This window comes from Frigoribacterium sp. 2-23, assembly GCF_049601585.1.
GTDB lineage: Bacteria > Actinomycetota > Actinomycetes > Actinomycetales > Microbacteriaceae > Frigoribacterium.
This window is the reverse complement of the sequence record NZ_CP187126.1, coordinates 2,574,705-2,592,024: the sequence shown is the minus strand read 5'-3', so window position 1 is coordinate 2,592,024 and position 17,320 is coordinate 2,574,705. Positions and strand designations below refer to the sequence as shown.

The 17,320-nt window shown below is 71.1% G+C and carries 16 protein-coding genes; 7 read left to right on the top strand and 9 right to left on the bottom strand.

Annotation, left to right across the window (positions count from 1 at the left end):
• Window positions 1–121: 121 nt before the first annotated feature.
• The gene (locus tag ACPEEZ_RS12310; protein WP_423919434.1) at window positions 122–1,078 is read right to left on the bottom strand and encodes a glycoside hydrolase family 16 protein; all 957 of its coding nucleotides are present in this window, start codon (window positions 1,076–1,078) and stop codon (window positions 122–124) included.
• Between the two features lie 332 nt (window positions 1,079–1,410).
• Between ACPEEZ_RS12310 and ACPEEZ_RS12305 the strand changes: the two genes are divergently transcribed.
• The gene (locus ACPEEZ_RS12305; RefSeq protein ID WP_423919431.1) at window positions 1,411–3,285 is read left to right on the top strand and encodes a DUF7402 domain-containing protein; all 1,875 of its coding nucleotides are present in this window, start codon (window positions 1,411–1,413) and stop codon (window positions 3,283–3,285) included.
• A 143-nt stretch (window positions 3,286–3,428) separates the two neighbouring features.
• A complete protein-coding gene (locus ACPEEZ_RS12300; RefSeq protein WP_423919429.1) occupies window positions 3,429–4,793 on the top strand; it encodes an NtaA/DmoA family FMN-dependent monooxygenase in 1,365 nt (454 codons plus the stop codon).
• A gap of 59 nt (window positions 4,794–4,852) precedes the next feature.
• Here the strand turns inward: ACPEEZ_RS12300 and ACPEEZ_RS12295 are convergent, their stop codons facing one another.
• The gene (locus tag ACPEEZ_RS12295; protein ID WP_423919426.1) at window positions 4,853–5,293 is read right to left on the bottom strand and encodes a hypothetical protein; all 441 of its coding nucleotides are present in this window, start codon (window positions 5,291–5,293) and stop codon (window positions 4,853–4,855) included.
• 257 nt (window positions 5,294–5,550) lie between these two features.
• Between ACPEEZ_RS12295 and ACPEEZ_RS12290 the strand changes: the two genes are divergently transcribed.
• Window positions 5,551–6,060: a MarR family winged helix-turn-helix transcriptional regulator gene (locus ACPEEZ_RS12290; RefSeq protein ID WP_423919423.1), complete on the top strand. Its 510-nt coding sequence runs from the start codon at window positions 5,551–5,553 to the stop codon at window positions 6,058–6,060.
• 63 nt (window positions 6,061–6,123) lie between these two features.
• Window positions 6,124–7,167, top strand: a complete 1,044-nt coding sequence (locus ACPEEZ_RS12285) for an LLM class flavin-dependent oxidoreductase (protein ID WP_423919420.1) — start codon at window positions 6,124–6,126, stop codon at window positions 7,165–7,167.
• A 42-nt stretch (window positions 7,168–7,209) separates the two neighbouring features.
• Here ACPEEZ_RS12285 and ACPEEZ_RS12280 read toward each other — a convergent pair whose 3' ends face one another.
• Window positions 7,210–8,241 (bottom strand): hypothetical protein, encoded by a 1,032-nt coding sequence (locus ACPEEZ_RS12280; protein ID WP_423919418.1) that lies wholly within the window; start codon window positions 8,239–8,241, stop codon window positions 7,210–7,212.
• A gap of 77 nt (window positions 8,242–8,318) precedes the next feature.
• Complete coding sequence (locus ACPEEZ_RS12275) at window positions 8,319–9,461, bottom strand: DNA adenine methylase (protein WP_423919416.1); 1,143 nt, start codon at window positions 9,459–9,461, stop codon at window positions 8,319–8,321.
• Window positions 9,462–9,570: 109 nt separating this feature from the next.
• Between ACPEEZ_RS12275 and ACPEEZ_RS12270 the strand changes: the two genes are divergently transcribed.
• Entirely contained in the window at window positions 9,571–10,578 is a 1,008-nt protein-coding gene (locus ACPEEZ_RS12270; protein ID WP_423919413.1) for an LLM class flavin-dependent oxidoreductase, read from the top strand.
• Window positions 10,579–10,642: 64 nt separating this feature from the next.
• Here the strand turns inward: ACPEEZ_RS12270 and ACPEEZ_RS12265 are convergent, their stop codons facing one another.
• On the bottom strand, window positions 10,643–11,401 hold the full coding sequence (locus tag ACPEEZ_RS12265; protein WP_423919411.1) for a DeoR/GlpR family DNA-binding transcription regulator: 759 nt from the start codon (window positions 11,399–11,401) through the stop codon (window positions 10,643–10,645).
• 107 nt (window positions 11,402–11,508) lie between these two features.
• Here ACPEEZ_RS12265 and ACPEEZ_RS12260 point away from each other — a divergent pair, with 107 nt between their 5' ends.
• Window positions 11,509–11,709 (top strand): LacI family DNA-binding transcriptional regulator, encoded by a 201-nt coding sequence (locus ACPEEZ_RS12260; protein WP_423919408.1) that lies wholly within the window; start codon window positions 11,509–11,511, stop codon window positions 11,707–11,709.
• Window positions 11,710–11,816: 107 nt separating this feature from the next.
• On the top strand, window positions 11,817–13,130 hold the full coding sequence (locus tag ACPEEZ_RS12255) for an MFS transporter (RefSeq protein ID WP_423919405.1): 1,314 nt from the start codon (window positions 11,817–11,819) through the stop codon (window positions 13,128–13,130).
• A gap of 97 nt (window positions 13,131–13,227) precedes the next feature.
• Here the strand turns inward: ACPEEZ_RS12255 and ACPEEZ_RS12250 are convergent, their stop codons facing one another.
• From ACPEEZ_RS12250 to ACPEEZ_RS12235, 4 genes are all read right to left on the bottom strand, one after another.
• Window positions 13,228–14,007, bottom strand: coding sequence for an SGNH/GDSL hydrolase family protein (locus ACPEEZ_RS12250; RefSeq protein WP_423919402.1), 780 nt, complete (start codon window positions 14,005–14,007; stop codon window positions 13,228–13,230).
• A gap of 71 nt (window positions 14,008–14,078) precedes the next feature.
• Complete coding sequence (locus tag ACPEEZ_RS12245) at window positions 14,079–14,846, bottom strand: hypothetical protein (protein ID WP_423919399.1); 768 nt, start codon at window positions 14,844–14,846, stop codon at window positions 14,079–14,081.
• Window positions 14,843–16,447, bottom strand: coding sequence for a sensor histidine kinase (locus ACPEEZ_RS12240; protein ID WP_423919396.1), 1,605 nt, complete (start codon window positions 16,445–16,447; stop codon window positions 14,843–14,845). Before ACPEEZ_RS12240 ends, ACPEEZ_RS12245 begins: the two co-directional genes overlap by 4 nt.
• Entirely contained in the window at window positions 16,444–17,142 is a 699-nt protein-coding gene (locus ACPEEZ_RS12235) for a response regulator transcription factor (RefSeq protein WP_423919394.1), read from the bottom strand. Before ACPEEZ_RS12235 ends, ACPEEZ_RS12240 begins: the two co-directional genes overlap by 4 nt.
• Window positions 17,143–17,320: the final 178 nt, after the last annotated feature.

Genomic DNA, 17,320 nt, shown 5'->3' with positions numbered 1-17,320 from the left:
GCAACCGGCGCAACCGGCGCTGACGGCGGCCGTCGCTCGCGCTCGCGCCCGCGCCCGCGCCCGCGAGCACCGAACGCGCTCGCGCCCACGGCCGTCGTGCGTACCTCCGCCGCGGCCGCCGCTACGGCGTATACCGGTACTGCGTCGCCCAGTCGATCTGTAGGTGCCCGTTGGTCGACGGATCAGGAGTCGCGCCCGTCGTCGCGGTCTGCAGCACCCAGTGCATGGGCGTCGTCGGGATGTTGTCCGTGGCGGTCGCGACGAGACGGTCGTCGAGCAGGTAGCGGATCGCGGTAGGCGTCCACTCGATCGTGTAGGTGTGCCACGCGTCGAACGTCACACCCGAGTCGACCTTGAGGGCCAGCTCGGACGGATTGCCGAGCACGTGGTTGTACGCGACCGCCGTGCCGTCCGTGCCGCCTTCGGGGAAGTCGATCTCGCCGTTCGCCCAGACGTTGTCGTCGTCCCACAGCAGGAAGGCCATGCCGTAGCCCTCGAGATAGTCCGAACGCATGCGCACCGAGTACTTGCCGTAGGTCTGGCCGCCCCACTTGCCGTCGATCAGCGGGATCGGCGCGGCACCCCGCGGGCGCCCGTCGGAGGCGGTGTGCAGGTTGATATCGAGCAGTCCGTCGTGGGCGGTCACGACGTTCTTGTCGTAGAGGGCGACGTCCCAGGTGTCGCCGATCTGGTCGTACGTCATCCACTGGTGCGCGTACGGCCCGGGGAACCCTCCGGAGGAAACGGGCGTCGAGAAGTCCTCGGCGAGCACCTGTGTCCAACCGGGTTCGTCGCCGACGGGCATGGACTCGCCGCTCGGTCCGTGGGATGAGGCCATGTCGGCTCCTCCGGTCGGGGATGCGTCGGGCGTCGGCGACGCCTGATCCTGCGGAGTCGACGACGAGGAGGCGCGCGAGGGAGTACCGTCGCCGTCCGCCGACGACGCGGTCGGCTTCGGAGCGGCGTCGGGGTCGCCGGCTCGCGCGGTCAGGGGGATCGCGACGGCGATCGCGAGCACGCCGCAGATCAGCGCAGCGATGGCGAGCGTGCGCGCGCGCCACAGAGGGCGTCGAGCCATGGTCGGGGCCTCTCGTCGGGTACGAGCCTCGGACGCCTGATCCTGCCTCTCCGACCTGAGAGAGTCAAGCGGGCCTCCGCCTCACCCCCAATTCGGGGGTAGAAGGGGGTCGAGAAGCGCGAGTTGGGGTCGGTGTCCCTTGGTCGAGGGGCGGTCGCGATCTACCCTGAATCCACCGCACTCCGCCGACCCCCGCGACGGAGGCGTCGCCACCCGAGGCGACCCTGCGGCACTCGAATTCCGCAGGTGCACCCGAGCTGCCTGCCCACCCGGCGCTCACCCGTCCGCTGAGGGCCGCTCGGCGATACCTGGGGCACAGCCAGGAGACCGTCGTGACCCGAAACGACACCACCGCCCACCCGTCTCGCCGCGCCTCCTCTCGCTGGCGACGGGTCGTCATGATCCTCGCGGTCGGCGTCATCGCCGTGGTCGGCGCGTCAGGATTCGTCGGCGGCACGGGCTCGGCCTCGGCCGCCACCGCGTGTGCTGCGGGAACGAGCCTCAACGTGCTCGCGCATCAGGACGACGACCTGCTGTTCGAGAGCAAGAACCTCGTCAGCGACCTGACGGCGGGCAAGTGCGTCACGACCGTCTACGTCACCGCCGGAGATGCAGGCCGCGGTACGACCTACTGGAAGAGCCGCGAGCAAGGCGCGCAGGCGGCCTACGCGAAGATGCTCGGCGTCACGAACTCGTGGACGACCAGCACGACGAAGCTCAACGGCAAGTCGATCGGCAAGGCCCAGCTCAAGGCGAACACGGGCGTCAACCTGATCTTCCTGCGGCTGCCCGACGGAGGCCTCGACGGCAACGGCTTCGCGGCGACGGGCCACACGAGCCTGCCGCAGCTCTACCAGGGCGTCATCTCGTCCATCTCGACGGTCGACGGGCTGTCGTCGTACACGCTCGCGACCCTGAAGTCCCAACTGCTCTCGATCATGACGACGCTCAAGCCGACCGCGATCAACACGCTCGACTACAAGGGGCCGATCGACGACGGCGACCACCCCGACCACCACACGGTCGGCTACATCGTGCAGACGGTCCAGGCGGGCTACACGACGCCGCACACGTTCGCCGGCTACATGGGCTACCCGATCGCGGCGCTGCCGTCCAACCTGACGAGCGCGCAGATCGCGGCCAAGAGCTCGGCCTTCTACGCCTACGCCGCGAAGGACAACCAGACCTGCGGTTCCGACGCCGCCTGCTACGGCCACCCCGAGGCCGACTGGATGTCGCGCGAGTACCTGGCCGGCTCGACCGCGCCCACGACCCCGACGGACCCGACCACGCCGACCCAGCCGTCGGTGCCGTCGACGCAATACGACGTGACCGCAGGAGCGACCGCCACGGCCAGCTCGCAGAACACGGCCGACGACCAGACGGCGGCGAAAGCCATCGACGGCGTGAAGGACGGCTACCCTGGCGTCGCGACGCGCGAATGGGCGACCGTCGGCGGCGGATCGGGTTCGTGGCTGAACCTGACCTGGTCGGCCGCCCGGTCGGTGGATCAGGTCGTCCTGTACGACCGCCCCAACACCGACGACCAGATCACGAGCGGCACGCTGACCTTCTCCGACGGCTCGACCGTCGCGGTGCCGACGTTGGCGAATTCAGGAACAGCGACCACCGTCTCGTTCACGGCCCGGTCGACGACGTCGATCAGGCTCACCGTCACCGGAGTCTCCGCCACGACGCGCAACGTCGGACTCTCCGAGATCGTCGTGAACTCGGCCGACGCCCCGTCGGGCACCACGCCCACGCAGCCCCCGACGCAGCCCGTCCAGACGGACGTCACGACCGGCGGCGTCGCGACCGCGAGCTCGGAGAACCCGACCGACGGCCAGACGGCGGCCAAGGCGATCGACGGTGTCGCCGACGGCTACCCCGGAGTCGCCGCGCACGAGTGGGCGACAGTCGGCGGCGGGGCAGGCAGCTGGCTCACCGTCACCTGGGCCCAGGCGAAGTCCGTCGATCAGGTCGTGCTCTACGACCGGCCGAACACCGACGACCAGATCACGGGCGGCACGCTGACGTTCTCCGACGGCTCCACGGTGTCGGTGCCGACCCTCGACAACGCAGGAGGCGCGGTGACGGTCTCCTTCGCGGCCCGCTCCACCACGTCGGTGCGACTGACGGTCACCTCCGTGAGCGGCACCACACGAAACGTGGGGCTGGCCGAGCTGCGTGTCTTCGGCGCCTCCTGAGTTCCCGACGCGGCCCGCGTGACGCGGTCCGCGTGACACGGTCCGCGTGACGCGGTCCGCGTGACCGCGCCAGCGCGCTCGCGTCACGTCGGTAGATGACGCGGCGGGAGCGCCGCACGGCACCGCCCTGCGAGGATCGACGCGTGAGCGAACCGAAGAAGCTGATCCTGAACCTGTTCGAGATGAACTGCGTGGGGCACATCACCCACGGCCTGTGGCGTCTGCCCGGCAACCACCGGCGCGAGTACACCGACATCGACTACTGGACGACGCTCGCCCGTCTGGCCGAGAAGGGCGGTTTCGACGCGATCTTCATCGCGGACGTGCTCGGCGCCTACGACGTCTACCAGGGCAGCCCGGCGCCGGCGCTGCGCGAGGGGCTGCAGATCCCGAACAACGACCCGATGCTCGTCGTCCCGGCGATGGCCGCGGTGACCGAGCACGTCGGTTTCGGCATCACCTTCTCAACCAGTTACGAGCCGCCGTTCGCGTTCGCCCGCCGCATGTCGACGCTCGACCACCTCACCAAGGGTCGTGTCGGCTGGAACGTCGTCACCTCCTACCTTCCCAACGCCGCGCGCAACTTCGGCCTCGACGCCGAGATCCCGAAGAGCGTCCGCTACGAGATCGCGGACGAGTTCCTCGAGGTCGTCTACAAGCTGTGGGAGGGGTCGTGGGAGGACGACGCCGTCCTCGCGGACCCGACCGGCGCGGGCGGGGCCGGGGTGTACACCGACCCCGCGAAGGTGCACCCGATCGACCACGTCGGCACGCACTTCAAGGTCGCGGGTCCGCACCTGAGCGAGCCGAGCCTCCAGCGCACGCCCGTGCTGTACCTCGCGACGGCATCGAAGGACGGCATCGAACGCGCCGGCCGGCACGCCGAGGTCGTCTTCACCGGAGGAGGCGCGCTCGGCCCGACGGCCGAGGCGACGCGAGCCGTCGCCGTCGACGCAGGTCGCGACGCGTCCGACGTGCGATTCGTCGTGCAGGCCGGTGTCATCACGGCGCCGACCGAAGAGGAGGTCGCCGCGAAGCTGGCGCTCTACCGGTCGTTCGCGAGCGAGCAGGGCAAGCTCATCCACCGGAGCATCCCGATCGACGCCTTCGAGCACCCCCGGTCGCGGACGGTGGGCGAGGCTCTCGAGGCGGAGGGGAAGTCAGGAGACCCGGCCGCCGCCTCCTTGCCTCTCGGGCTCACCGTCGGGGAGCTGATCGACGCCGTCGACGAGGCCTGGGGTGGGCGCTTCTTCGTGGCGGGAACTCCGGAGAACGTCGCCGACGAGATCGAGCGCTGGCTGGACGACGAGGGTGTCGACGGCATCAACCTGAGGCAGTACCACTCGTTCGACACGTTGACCGACTTCGTCGACCTGGTCGTGCCCGAGCTGAGGAGGCGCGGCCGCCTGCGCGACGCTTATCGCGACGGTGAGACGTTGCGCGAGCGGGTGACGAGCGGCGGCGCGCGCCTTCCTGAATCGCACCCGGCCGCGTCGTACCGGCGCTGACGCGCGGGCGCTCGGACGCCGGGCCGCGTCGGCCTCTCAGGCCCGCGGCACGGCCGGCGTCAGCGGGCGCTGCGGTCGAGGTAGCGGGCGGGGATCGGCGGGACCTTCACCCAGGAGGTGCGGGTCACGCCGTCGCGCGAGACCCACTCCACGAAGACGGTCCCGATGCCGACCACGGCCTCGAGTTCGGCGGGCGTCGCGATGCCGATCGCGGACTCGCGGCGCAGCTTCGACGAGTGCCGCACGGCGCCGGTCGGCAGGTCGACGACGACGTCGCGGGGCGGGCGGCCGCCGATGCACTTGAGCACGAGGCAGGAGCCGAGCGGCAGGGCCGGGTCGGTGCCGTCGTTCGGGTTGGGCAGGTAGGTCAGGTAGAAGCGCGGAGCGCGACGCAGGGGGACGAGCTGCTCGCGGCGGACGGAAACGGATCGACGTGGTGCCGTGACCGTGCGGGAGCTGCCGACGACGTGACCGTTCGCGTCGAATTCTGCGGTGTCCATCGTCGGGCATCCCCTGATCGTGAGTGTCATCGACTCCTGACGAGCCGGCCCCCTAAGGCAACCGCAGCGTCTCGATGCGGGCAATGGGTGACACCGGCCCAGTTCGGGGGACAGGCGGTCCCCAGAAGGGGTGACATCCTGACGGGCCGACGCCCGGCGCGGGGCCGATCGGCGTCGGTTATCGGGGGCTCTCAGCAATCTAGCTAGTTTCTCTAGCTCGACTGATATACGCTGAATCGGTGTCGACAACCGTCAATGTGAGCTCCTCTGGTTACTGGTACCCGGGCCAGGGTGTCAGCGGGAGCGTCGCGGTCCTGAACTCGCTTCGTCGTTACCGCGCGGCGGAGTCCGAGATGCGACGACGCACCCGAGACTCCATGGGCATGGGCGAGACCGACCTCTTGGCCCTGCGTTATCTCCTGCAGGCGCAGCGCACTGACAAGTCGGTCAGCCCGAAGGACCTCGCCGCGTTCCTCTCCATCTCGTCCGCGTCCACGAGCGTCCTGATCGACCGGCTGTCGAAGAGCGGTCACGTCGCCCGTCGTCCGCACCCGACCGACGGCCGCGCCGTCATCGTCGTGGCCACGGTCGACAGCGACGACGAGGTGCGCTCGACCCTCGGCGCCATGCACAAGCGCATGCTCGAGGTGGCCGAGAGCTTCGAGGGCGAGCGGGCCGAGGCCGTCGTCGAGTTCCTCGAGCGGATGGCGCTGGCGGTCGGGCAGGTCGACGAGCACGAGACCCACGACGCTCACGACACCCACTAGGCCCACGACCTCGACGGGTCGGACCGGTCCTGACTCACCCGCGCTCCCGGCTACGCTGGCGCGATGAGCACGACACGGGACACGGGTCGACCGATCAGGAGACTCGGGTTCCTGACCCTCGGCGCCTTCGATCGCGCCGATCCGGCCACCGGCCTCGACGAGGGTCTCACGTTGTTCGAACGGGCCGAGGCCGAGGGCTTCGACGGCGGCTGGACCCGCACCCGTCACCTGCAGTTCGGCATCTCGTCGCCCGTCGCCTTCCTCTCGGCCGCGGCGCAACGGACGACGCGGCTCACCCTCGGCACCGCCGTCATGCCGCTCGGCTGGGAGAACCCCTTCCGTCTCGCCGAAGACTGGGGCACGGTCGACGTTCTCTCGCGCGGCCGCCTGCAGCTCGGTGTCAGCGTCGGCGAGCCCCGGGGCTACGACGAGATCGCGCAGCACCTCTACGGTGACGCGTCGGAACATCAGGACTTCAGCTACGCCCGGGTCGAGAAGTTCCTCGCGCTCGTGCGGGGCGAGCACGTCAGTTCCTTCGAAGGCGTCGAGGGCATCGAGCGGTACACCCGCAGTGTGCAACCGCAGAGCCCCGGGCTCGCCGACCGTGTCTGGTACGGCGCCGGGAGCCCGCGTTCGGCGGCGTGGGCCGGTGAGCAGGGGCTCGGCATGCTCATCAGCAACGTGAGTTTCGCCGGTGCCCCCGGCGAGATCTCGGCCACGCGCTTCGCCGAGTCACAGGTCGAGCAGATCGCCGCGTTCCGCGCCGCGCATCCGGCAGGTCAGGAGGCGCGGGTCGCCAAGGGCGCCGTCATCATCCCCACGGACACCGCGTCGCCCTCCCAGCGGAGGCTCTACGAGGAGTACGCCGAGTCGCGGCGTGCCCGCACCTCTGTCGCCCACGGGCCGCGCGGCATGATGTTCGACCGCGATCTCGTCGGTCCGTCCGAGTGGATCGTCGAGCAGCTGGCGTCGAACGCCGCCATGCGCGAGGTCGATGACCTCATCCTCGAGCTGCCCTTCGACTTCGGGGTGGACGAGTTCACGCAGATCCTGCGCGACGGCGCGAACCACCTCGCGCCGATGCTGGGCTGGTCGGCCACGAGCTGAGGCGGCTCAGCGCCGCGAGCCGACCTCGAGCTGCGAGCCGACCTAGAGCAGGCCGCGCAATCGTGCTGCCTCGGCGAGGTCCGTCCTGAACCTCGGCAGGGTCGCGACGGTGTACATGCCGTCGATCTGATGCGACTCCCAGAGCGCATGGATGCGGCGCAGGTCGGACTGCCTGCTCTTCCAGCCGATCCCGTCGATGACCGCGATCACGAATTGACGGGGGAGGCGCACCTGAGCCATCTCCTCGATCTCGCGTACCGCGTCGGTGAGCTTCGAGCCCGTCGAATCGAAGCCCTTCGCGGCCACGACGATGTCGGGCTGCGCGGCCGACGGGATGACGAGATCGCAGGGAGCCGTGAGACCGTTGCGCCCGCCGAAGCGCGTGCGGGTCTGCGACGGCAGACCCAGGTCACGGGCGATCGTCTCGATCTCGTCCTCGAGCCTCCTGCCTGACGTCCCGGCGCGGACCGCCGAGACGCGGGTGCCCGCCCGGGCCACGAGCACGTCGCCGAAGGTGTACGTGCGATCGCGTTGGGCGCGCAGGGACGCGACGAGGCCGAACTCCACGTCGAGATGCCGCACCAGGTCGTCGGCCCGCTCGCGAGCGAGACGGCCCCAGCTCGGGGTGTCGAAGGCGTGCCGCAGCGCGTTCTTCAGGCGTTCGCGGGACAAGCCCACGCTGAGACCCAGCACCGGCACCCGATCGGGCTCGGCGGCGATCCAGGCCGCGAGGGCGCGGCGAGCCGGCAGGTCCGCGGACGCGTCGGCGTGCGGGGTGTCGTCGGCGCCAGCAGCCCCGTCGACGCCGTGGGTGCCGTCGTTGCCCGCGGTGTCGTCGCCAACTCCGGACATCGCTGACGCGGATTCGAGCTCGAGGCCGAAGTCGAGACCGGCCAGCATGCCGTCGTCCTGAGTTCGCACGCGCGACGGCGACGGTGAGGGCGTCGGCGACGGCATCGGGGACGGCATCGGGTCGAGGTCGCTGTCGAGGTCGAGCACGGCCAGCGCCGCCGCCGCTCGCTCGATGTAGGCGCTCTCGTCGGTCGGGACGGTCGGATCGACATGACTGCTCATCGGGCCGAGGCTCGCCAGGTAGTCCTCGAACGGCTGGACGCCGCCGGGCGGCGTTCGGTGCCCCGGCCCCTGCGCGATCACGCGTGCCTCGCGACGAACAGGTACTCGTCGACGTTCGTCCGGCGGGCCGCGGAATGCGTGCCGAAGCTGTAGGTGTGGCCGATGCGGTGCAGCTCGACGTCGGCGCGATGCGATCTCAGGATCTGCTCGATGCGCTCGGCCCCGGGCAGCGCGTTCGACGACGACGAGAGCACGACGGCTCCTGCGGAGTCGAAGCGGGCGACGGCCGCGTCGAGCGCGCCCTCGACACTCCGGCCGTACGCGAACGGCGTGTACTTCTTCTCGAGCTTCTTCGTCTTCGTGTCCGGCATGATCGGTCGGTCGCGCCAGTACACGCTCAGCCCCTCCAAGAAGTGGTACCGCTTGATGTAGTCCGCGTCGTCCCGAGGAGGCGCGTAGGGCGGATCGAGATAGACGACGTCGTACGGGTGGTCGTCGACGGCGAGCGGCGACAGCTCGAGCGCGTCGAGGGTCGAGACCCGGTGGGGCAGTGCGGCGGCGCCGGCCATCACGGTCGCGTTGTACTCGGCGGCGCGCTCGCGGAAGTGCTCGGCCATCGTGAGCCTGAGATCCCGACGCCCGTCGTCGTAGCGCGCGCCGGTGTACGTGAACACGCCCCGCGGCTGCTTGCGGGCAGCGCTCAGGACGAGCGCGCTCAGCGCCAGGTCGCGCTCGGCCCCGGTCAGGGCGTCGATGTGGCTCCACGCGGAGTCGAGGAAGGCCAGGTCGTCCCGGTCGAAGTAGACGCCGTCGAAGGTGCTCCTGATGAAGTCGCGGTCGTCGGCCGGCGGGCCGCAGATCGTCTCGACCAGCTCGGCGTCGAGGGTCACGTGGTCGTTGGCGACCGTGGCCCGGGCGATCACGCCGGGGAAGGTCAGGAAGTCGTTCGACGTCACCGCGAACCCCGAGGCCTTGAGCAGGTACGACACGACGCCCGATCCGCTGAACGCGTCGAGCGCCGTGCGACCGCCGACCGACGCGAACACGTCGTGCAACTCGGGCAGCAGCCGGTACTTCGAGCCCATGTAGCGCAGGCGGGGGAAGACGGCTGCCTGAGTCAGCGTCCGATCCCGCGCCGCCCCGCGCTCCGCCGCGGTCGGCGCCCGGCGTGCCGGCGCGGTCGGCGCGCTGGCCGAGGCGGGGGCGAGCTCGAGCGTCATGCGTCCATCCTGGTCGGCCGGTCGGCTTTTCAGGCGGAACGACATCGGCCCGGTTCCCGAGCCACGCCGATGCGGGAACGTTCGACGCGCCTCCTGCGTTGTCGTCACCATGACCATTCCGCTCTCCGTCCTCGACCTCGCACCGATCGCCCCCGGCGAGACGGCGCGCGACAGTTTCGCGGCCAGTGTCGCCCTGGCCCAGCAGGCGGAGCGGCACGGATACCGCCGGGTCTGGTACGCCGAGCACCACAACATGTCGTCGATCGCGTCGAGTGCGACCGCCGTCCTGATCGGTCACGTGGCATCGCAGACGTCGACGATCCGTCTCGGGGCCGGCGGCGTGATGCTCCCGAACCACTCGCCCCTCGTGATCGCCGAGCAGTTCGGCACGCTCGAGACGCTGTACCCGGGGCGCATCGACCTCGGGCTCGGCCGTGCGCCGGGCAGCGATCAGGCCACGTTCCTCGCGATGCGTCGTGACATGGCGGCGTCCGAGCGGTTCCCGCAGGACGTGTTGGAACTTCAGGCGTACCTCGCCGGCGAGTCGCGCGTCGCGGGCGTGCAGGCCGTTCCGGGCGGGGGCACGAACGTGCCGCTGTACATCCTCGGGTCGTCGCTGTTCGGCGCCCAGCTCGCGGCGGCCCTCGGCCTGCCGTACGCGTTCGCCTCGCATTTCGCCCCGGACGCGCTGCATGACGCGGTGGCCGTCTACCGCCGCGAGTTCCAGCCGTCCGCGCGGCTGGCCGAGCCGTACGTGCTCGCCGGCCTCAACGTGATCGCGTCCGACGACGCCGATGACGCGCAGCAGCAGTTCGCCGCGATCAAGCGCATCCGCCTGGCCGGTCTGCTGTCGCGCGGAGGCCAGGTCGGGCCCGGCCGCGAGTTCAGCGATGCCGAGCTCGATCACCTGTTGAGAACTCCGGCCGGAGCGCACGTCGCGAGCATGACGACCTTTTCGGCGGTCGGTACCCCCGCCGACGTCCGCGAGTACGTGCAGCAGTTCGCGCGCACCGCCGACGCCGACGAGCTGATCGTCGCGCATCAGTCACCGACCACGGAGGCGCGCCTCCGTTCGGTCGAGCTGCTGGCCGATGCGATGCAGGGCGCCACCGTCTGAGTCCTCGGAGACACGAGGAGGCGCGGGTCGGCCGACCCGCGCCTCCTGACTTTCCGACGGGGCGTCAGACGACGGTGACCTGCACGCCCGCCTCGCGCAACCGGTCGAGCACGGCGGGTGGGGCCGACGAGTCGGTCACGAGGACGTCGACGTCTTCGAGGGCGCAGACGATCGCCAGGGAGCGGAGGGAGAACTTCGCGCCTTCCGCGATCAGGATGGTGCGTGCCGCGGCCGCGACGAGCGCCTGCTTGATCGCCGCGTCCCCGAGGTCGAAGGCGGTCACGCCCGCAGCCGGGTCGGCTGCGCAGGCCGTCAAGATGGCCGTGTCGAATCGCAGCGACGCGATCGTCCGCTCGGCGATCGGACCGATGATCGTGCCCTCGACTCCTCGCACGGACCCGCCCGAGAGGACGAGATTGACCGAATGACTGGTCGCGAGCGCGGCGATCCCTTGGAGGGACAGGGGCATGACGGTCACCCGTCGGTGCGCGAGTTCGGCCGCCGCCGCCGCGCCGGTCGTGCCGCTGTCGACGATCACGGCCTCGCCGTCGTCGATGTAGGCGACCGCCGCAGCCGCGAGTCGCGCCTTGAGGTCTTCGTTCTCGACCGCTCGCACGGAGAACGGGAACCCCTCGCCGTGCAGCGCGGCTCCGACGGCACCGCCCCGGACCCTGCGCAGGGCTCCGACGCCGGCGAGATGCTCGAGGTCGCGTCGGATGGTCATCGCCGACGTGCCCAGCTGGTCGGCGAGATCGTCGACCTGGACGCGGCCCGACCGGTGGAGCTCGTCGAGGATCTCTCGGTGGCGGACTTCCATCTGCATGGACAGATCCTAACTTGTGTGTTCGAATGAACACCGTGAATGTTCATAAAAACGATTCGACCGCTGACGGGTCGATCGAGGAGGCGCGCAAAGGCGAGCGCCCCACCGTGCCTCGTCCGACGATCAAGGACGTCGCCCGCGTGGCCGGCGTCTCGTATCAGACCGTCTCCCGAGTCGTGAACGACATCGATACCGTCAAGCCGGTGACCCGCGCGCGGGTGCTCGAGGCGATCGCGTCGACCGGATGGTCTCCCGACGAGGCCGCCGCGGCCCTGGCGCGGAGAAGGACTCCCGCACCTGCCCTCTGAGCCGACCCGCTCCTCCTGACTTTCCAGACCACTCGTTCGTGTCCGGGGCACCTCCGGGTGCGCGGACCCAGGGCCCCGCCGGCCTCCTCAGATCGGATCGTTCTCCCATGACCACGCCCTCCCTCACGACCACGGCCACGGCGGCGACCCCCTCTCGCGACGCCAGTCGCGCCCGCATCGCCGTCAGCGTTCTCTTTTTCACGAACGGCGCGCTGATCGCCAACCTGCTGCCGCGGTATCCGCAGATCAAGGCGGACCTCGACCTGACCAACGCGGCATTCGGCACGGCTGTCGCGGCGTATCCGGTGGGTGCGCTCATCGCAGGGCTGAGTGCGGGGCTCCTGATCCGCCGCTTCCACTCCTCGCGCGTCGCCGTCGCGGCCACGCTCGTCGCGGCCGTGGGCATCCTGCTGACGGGCATCGCGCCGGGGTGGCTCGTGCTGGCGCTCGCGCTGTTCCTGGCCGGAGCCATGGACGCCATCGCGGACGTCGCGCAGAACTCGCACGGCCTTCGCGTGCAGCGCCTCTACGGGCGGTCGATCATCAACTCGTTCCACGCCGTCTGGTCGGTCGGTGCGGTGACGGGCGGAGCCATGGGAGCGGTCGCGGCACAGCTCGAGGTGCCCCTGCTGGTGCACCTGTCCCTCTCCGGCGTGCTGCTCGGGATCGCCGCGGTGCTGGCGTACCGGTGGCTCCTGCCCGGTGCGGAGCCGGTTGCGGCGGATGCGGCAGCGGATGTGGCCGGGGCCGGGGCTGCGGCGGATGCGGCAGCGCCGACGAGCGCCGCGGACGCGTCGGTTGCTCAGGACGAGGCGATCGTCGACGCCGGGGTGGCCCGCGGCTCGTCACCGCAGGCGCTCGGTCTCGTGGCCCGCTACAGCGTGCTGCTCGCCCTCGTCGTCATCGCGTCCGTGGGCGCCATCGTCGAGGACTCCGGAAGCTCGTGGTCCGCGATCTACCTCTCCGACAGCCTCGGCACGTCCGCCTTCGTCGCAGGTCTCGGCTTCATCTCGCTCCAGGGGATGCAGTTCGTCGGGCGCCTGCTGGGCGACCGCATGACCGACCGGTTCGGCCAGCGGGCCGTGGCCCGCAGCGGCGGTGTCCTCGTCGTCGTGGGTCTGGGGGCCGCCCTCGCGTTCCCGAGCGTGATCGGCACCATCGTCGGGTTCGGTGTCGCAGGATTCGGTGTCGCCACCCTCATCCCGTCGGCCATGCAGAACGCGGACGAGATCCCCGGGTTCCGGCCCGGCACGGGGCTCACGATCATCGGCTGGCTGCTGCGGGTGGGCTTCCTGGTGTCGCCCCCGCTCATCGGGGCCATCGCCGACGCCACGGCGTTGCGCTACGGACTCCTGATCGTGCCGGCGTCGGGCCTGCTCGTCATCCTGTTCGCCCGGGTGCTCTCCCGGCGCGGCCGCTGACCGGCACGGGCCGCACCGGGGCCGGCCGCACCGGGACCGGGGCCGTCCGCACCGGGACGGCCCCCGGTCGCACCGGGACCGCGGCCGCCCGGGTCGGTCAGACGTTCGAGGCGCGGAGGTCGGCGAGGATCGCCGTCGCGAGGGCCTCCTGGCCGGCGTCGGTGGGGTGCTCGTCGTCGTCCTGCAACATGCCTGAGTGCCCGGCGAGGGGCTGGCCGATGTCGATGAAGGACCCGCCCACGGCGGCGAGTGCCAGCCGGAGGTCGTCGCTCGACTCGGAGACCTCGGCGGGAACGGCGCCGGGTTGGTTCCACAGGGTGGAGAGGCCGACGATGCGGGCGTTCGGCACAGCCGCTCGCAGGGCTTGGACGGTCCGGTTCGTCGCGGCCGCGAGCGTGCTCGGGTCTTCCCCGAGGTCGTTGTCGGAGGACTGGATGACGATCAGACCGGGATGCGCCGCCGCCGCGGCCGCGACGAGCCCCGCATAGGTCGTTCCGCAGTCTCCGAAGGAGATGAAACCGGCGCCACTGCAGGAGTCGTTGACGACGACGGCTCCGGTCTGGACGGCGAGGCGGACGGGCCAGGCGCTGGTGGCCGGATCGTCGAGCCCGTACCCGGCCATGATCGAGTCGCCGATGGTCACGACGGGGCTGCCGGCCGCGAGTGCGGATTCAGGACGAGTCGGCGTCGGTGCCGGTGCCCGTGCAGCAGACGGGCTCGGTGTGGCGGCCGGCGCCGGCGTGGCGACCGGTGCCGGTGTCGCCGACGAGCTCGGTGTGGCGGCCGGCGCCGGCATGGCGGACGGCGCGCGGGAGGCGGTCGGGGACGCTCCCCGCGAGGTCAGAGCGACACCGCCGACGGCGGCGATGGTGGCCACGACCAGAACGGTGCCGAGGAGGAGGGCTCGACGGCGATTCCGTCGAGCCCTCCTCCTCGGTCTGTAGGACGTCATCCGTGCAACGCCTGTCGGATGGTCTGCATGTCCTTCCGTGCCGCGGCCACGGCACTCTTGAGGGCCGTCGCCGTGGACGTCACGGAGCTGATCGCGGTGTGCGCCTGGTCGTACTGCGCAGGCGTCACGGCGAGGGCGGCCGCGTCGAGCCCCTGGTTGTCGGACTGGACGGTCGCGATCTGCTTCTGCAGGTCGGCCAGCGCCGTCTTCGCCGCGGTCGAGTCCGCTGCCGCATGCGTGGTCAACCGGTCGGAGAGCTTCTTCTCCGCGGCCTGGAGGTGGGGCAGCGTCGTCGACGTGACGCGGTGGGCCTCCCGCACGATGCGCTCCTGCGGCAGCACGACCGCGACCACGCGGTACTGGGCGAAGACGGCGGTGTAGTCGGTGCGGGCCTGTGCAGCAGTGGTGTCGCCGGCGAGGGAGGACTGCAGGTGCTGCATGCCGGTCAGGCCGTTCTGGAGCTTCAAGAGCACGGCGCTGCGGTCGCCCGATGTGAGGGTCTTGTCCGCGTCGACCTTCGTGACCGCGGCGTTCAGTCTCGAGATCCGCGTGGCCGTCGCGGATGCCCCGGCGGCCTGGATCTGCTGCAGGGTGGCGTCCTTGCCGAGATGCTCGTGGTGCTGCCCGGAGGTCGACGATGTCGCGGACGACGTGGGGGCGGGGGAGGCCGGGGTCGCGGCGAGCGCTCCGGTCGCGGACGCGGTGATGGTGCCGGCGGCGACGAGTGCGACGGCCAGCGGGGCGATGATCGGTGAAATGGTCATGAGGGAAGGGTGCTGCCGTCGTGTTCGGCCTCTGTCAGCCGTGTGTACGGATCGTGTACGGACGAGGAGGCGCGGGCGGCACGGACGGTCGGGTGCGGTCCCCGAGGCAGCGAGACCCGGAACTCCGCGCCGGCGGCGCGCGGACGCGCCTCGACCGTGGCACCGAGCCGTCCCGCCAGGCGTGCGGCGATGGAGAGGCCGAGACCCGTGCCGACCGGGCGGTCACCCTGGTGTCGGTCGCGCAGGGCTCCGCGGACGAACGCGTGCGGCAGGTCGGACGCGTCGAGACCAGGTCCGTCGTCCGTGACGGACACCACCGCGTCGTCCTGAGTCGCGGACACGCCGACGGTGACCAGGCCACCCGGAGGGGACACGCGCAACGAGTTCTCGACGAGACCGTCGACGAGCTGCCGGACCCGATGCGGGTCCGACACGATGACGACGTCCTCGACGGTCGACTCCCGTCGGATGACGGCGCCGACCGTCGCCGCGCGTCCGCTCCAGGCCTCGACGGCCTGATCGACCAACCCGACGACGTCGAACGGTTCGGGTCGCACGACGAAGTCGTCCGCTTCGAGCCGGGCGAGGGCCAGCAGATCCGTGACGAAGGCATCCAGGCGTTCCGTCTCGGCACGCATGACGCCGGCCACGCGCGGGACCTCGTGCCCGGGCACGAGGCCGTCCCCGAGCGCGTCGGCGTAACCACGCAGGGCGGCGAGAGGCGTGCGGATCTCATGCGAGATCGACAGCAGGAACTCCCTCTGGGCGCTCTCCGATCGCGCCAGCTCCGTGTCCAGTACCTCGAGGGCGTTCTGGATCTCCGCGACCTCGCGGGCCGCCGCGCCCGTCCCGGCGGCGCCCGTCCCGGTGGCCCGGCCGCCGGAGGCCCGCGATCCTGACCGACCGACGATGGAGGCGTCGACCGTGCCCGGACCGCGTTCGCCCAGGCTGCGATCGCCCGGACCACGGTCGCCGAGACCACGGTCGCCGAGGCCGCGATCGCCCCGGGCGAGGCGGGTCGCGGTGGCGGCGATCGCCCGCAGGGGTCTCGTCGTGAACCGGCCGAGCACGATTCCCAGGCCGACCGCGACGGCCAGGCCCACCAGGAGTGCGACGGCGAAACGATCCAGGACACGGTCGCCGTGGAGGATCGAGGCGTCCTCGATGGCGATCACCGATCCGCCGCCCGGCAGGGGCACGGCCTCGGCGAGCAGCGTGTGCCCTCCCGAGACGTCGCGCGCCGAGACCTGGGTCTCGGTGGCGAGGCGCCGTTCGAGCCGGGGTGGGAGGGACAGGCCGGGTGCCGAGACGGTGCCGGTGCCGGTGCCGCCGAAGGCGATCTGGATACGGCCGTCGCTTCGCTGGGCCAGCTCCGTCGCCAGGGCCTCTCGCTCGTCTGCCGGCGACGCCGCGATGGCCTGCGCGCTCGTCCGGAGGACGAGAGCCGTCTGCATCAACGACTCCTGTCTCACCAACTGGAATCCGGCGATCGAGACCGCGACGACGGCGATCACGGCGACCGCGATGGTCGTCTGCACGATGCGGCCGGTCAGGCTCCGGGGCAGCATGCGGCTCAGCACGTCGGTCAGCACGCGGGTCATCGGGGTGGTTCGGCATCGAAGGCATAGCCCACACCGCGCACGGTGCGGACGGCGACGGTCGGCCCGAGCTTCGCGCGCAGCTGTGCGATGTGCACGTCGACGGTCCGCGTTCCGCTGAAGTCGGCGACGCCCCAGACCGCGCTGAGCAGCTGGGAGCGCTCGAACACCCGCCCCGGCTCCGAGGCGAGATGGGCCAACAGGTCGAACTCGGTGGTCGTCAGGGTGACGGGCCGGGTGTCGACCGTGACGACTCGCCGGTCGCGGTCGATGCTCACCGGACCGGCGGTGATGATGCTGCCGGCCCGGACGCCCGTGCGACGGACGAGTCCGCGAACCCGCGCGGCGAGCTCCCGACCGGAGAACGGCTTGGTCAGGTAGTCGTCCGCGCCGAGCTCGATGCCGAGGATACGGTCGACCTCTCCGTCCCGTGCCGTCACGAGCACGACCGGTGTCCAGTCGTCCTCCCGCCGCAGGGTGCGGAGGATCTCGAGTCCGTCGAGGCCCGGGAGCCCGATGTCCAGCACGGCGGCGACGGGGGACGAACGACGGATCTGGGCGAGTGCGTCGTACCCGTCGCGAGCCAGGAGGGTTCGGAAGCCGGCGTCCTGCAGATACATCCGCTCGACGTCCGCGATCGCCGACTCGTCCTCGGCGACCACCACGAGCCCGCGCGCCTCGTCCCTGTCCGGCATCATGCGCCCTCTCACCCCGTCGATCGTCTCGGAGGGATACCCGGCGACGCGCTCGGGCGTCCCACGCCCCGAACATGCCTCACGCCAGCATCCACGACACGGCCGGGCTCGGGGGCGGCTGGCACCAGATCCTTAGTCGATTCTTCGACGGCTGCCAGGACTCCGTCTTCTCAGTGCCCCA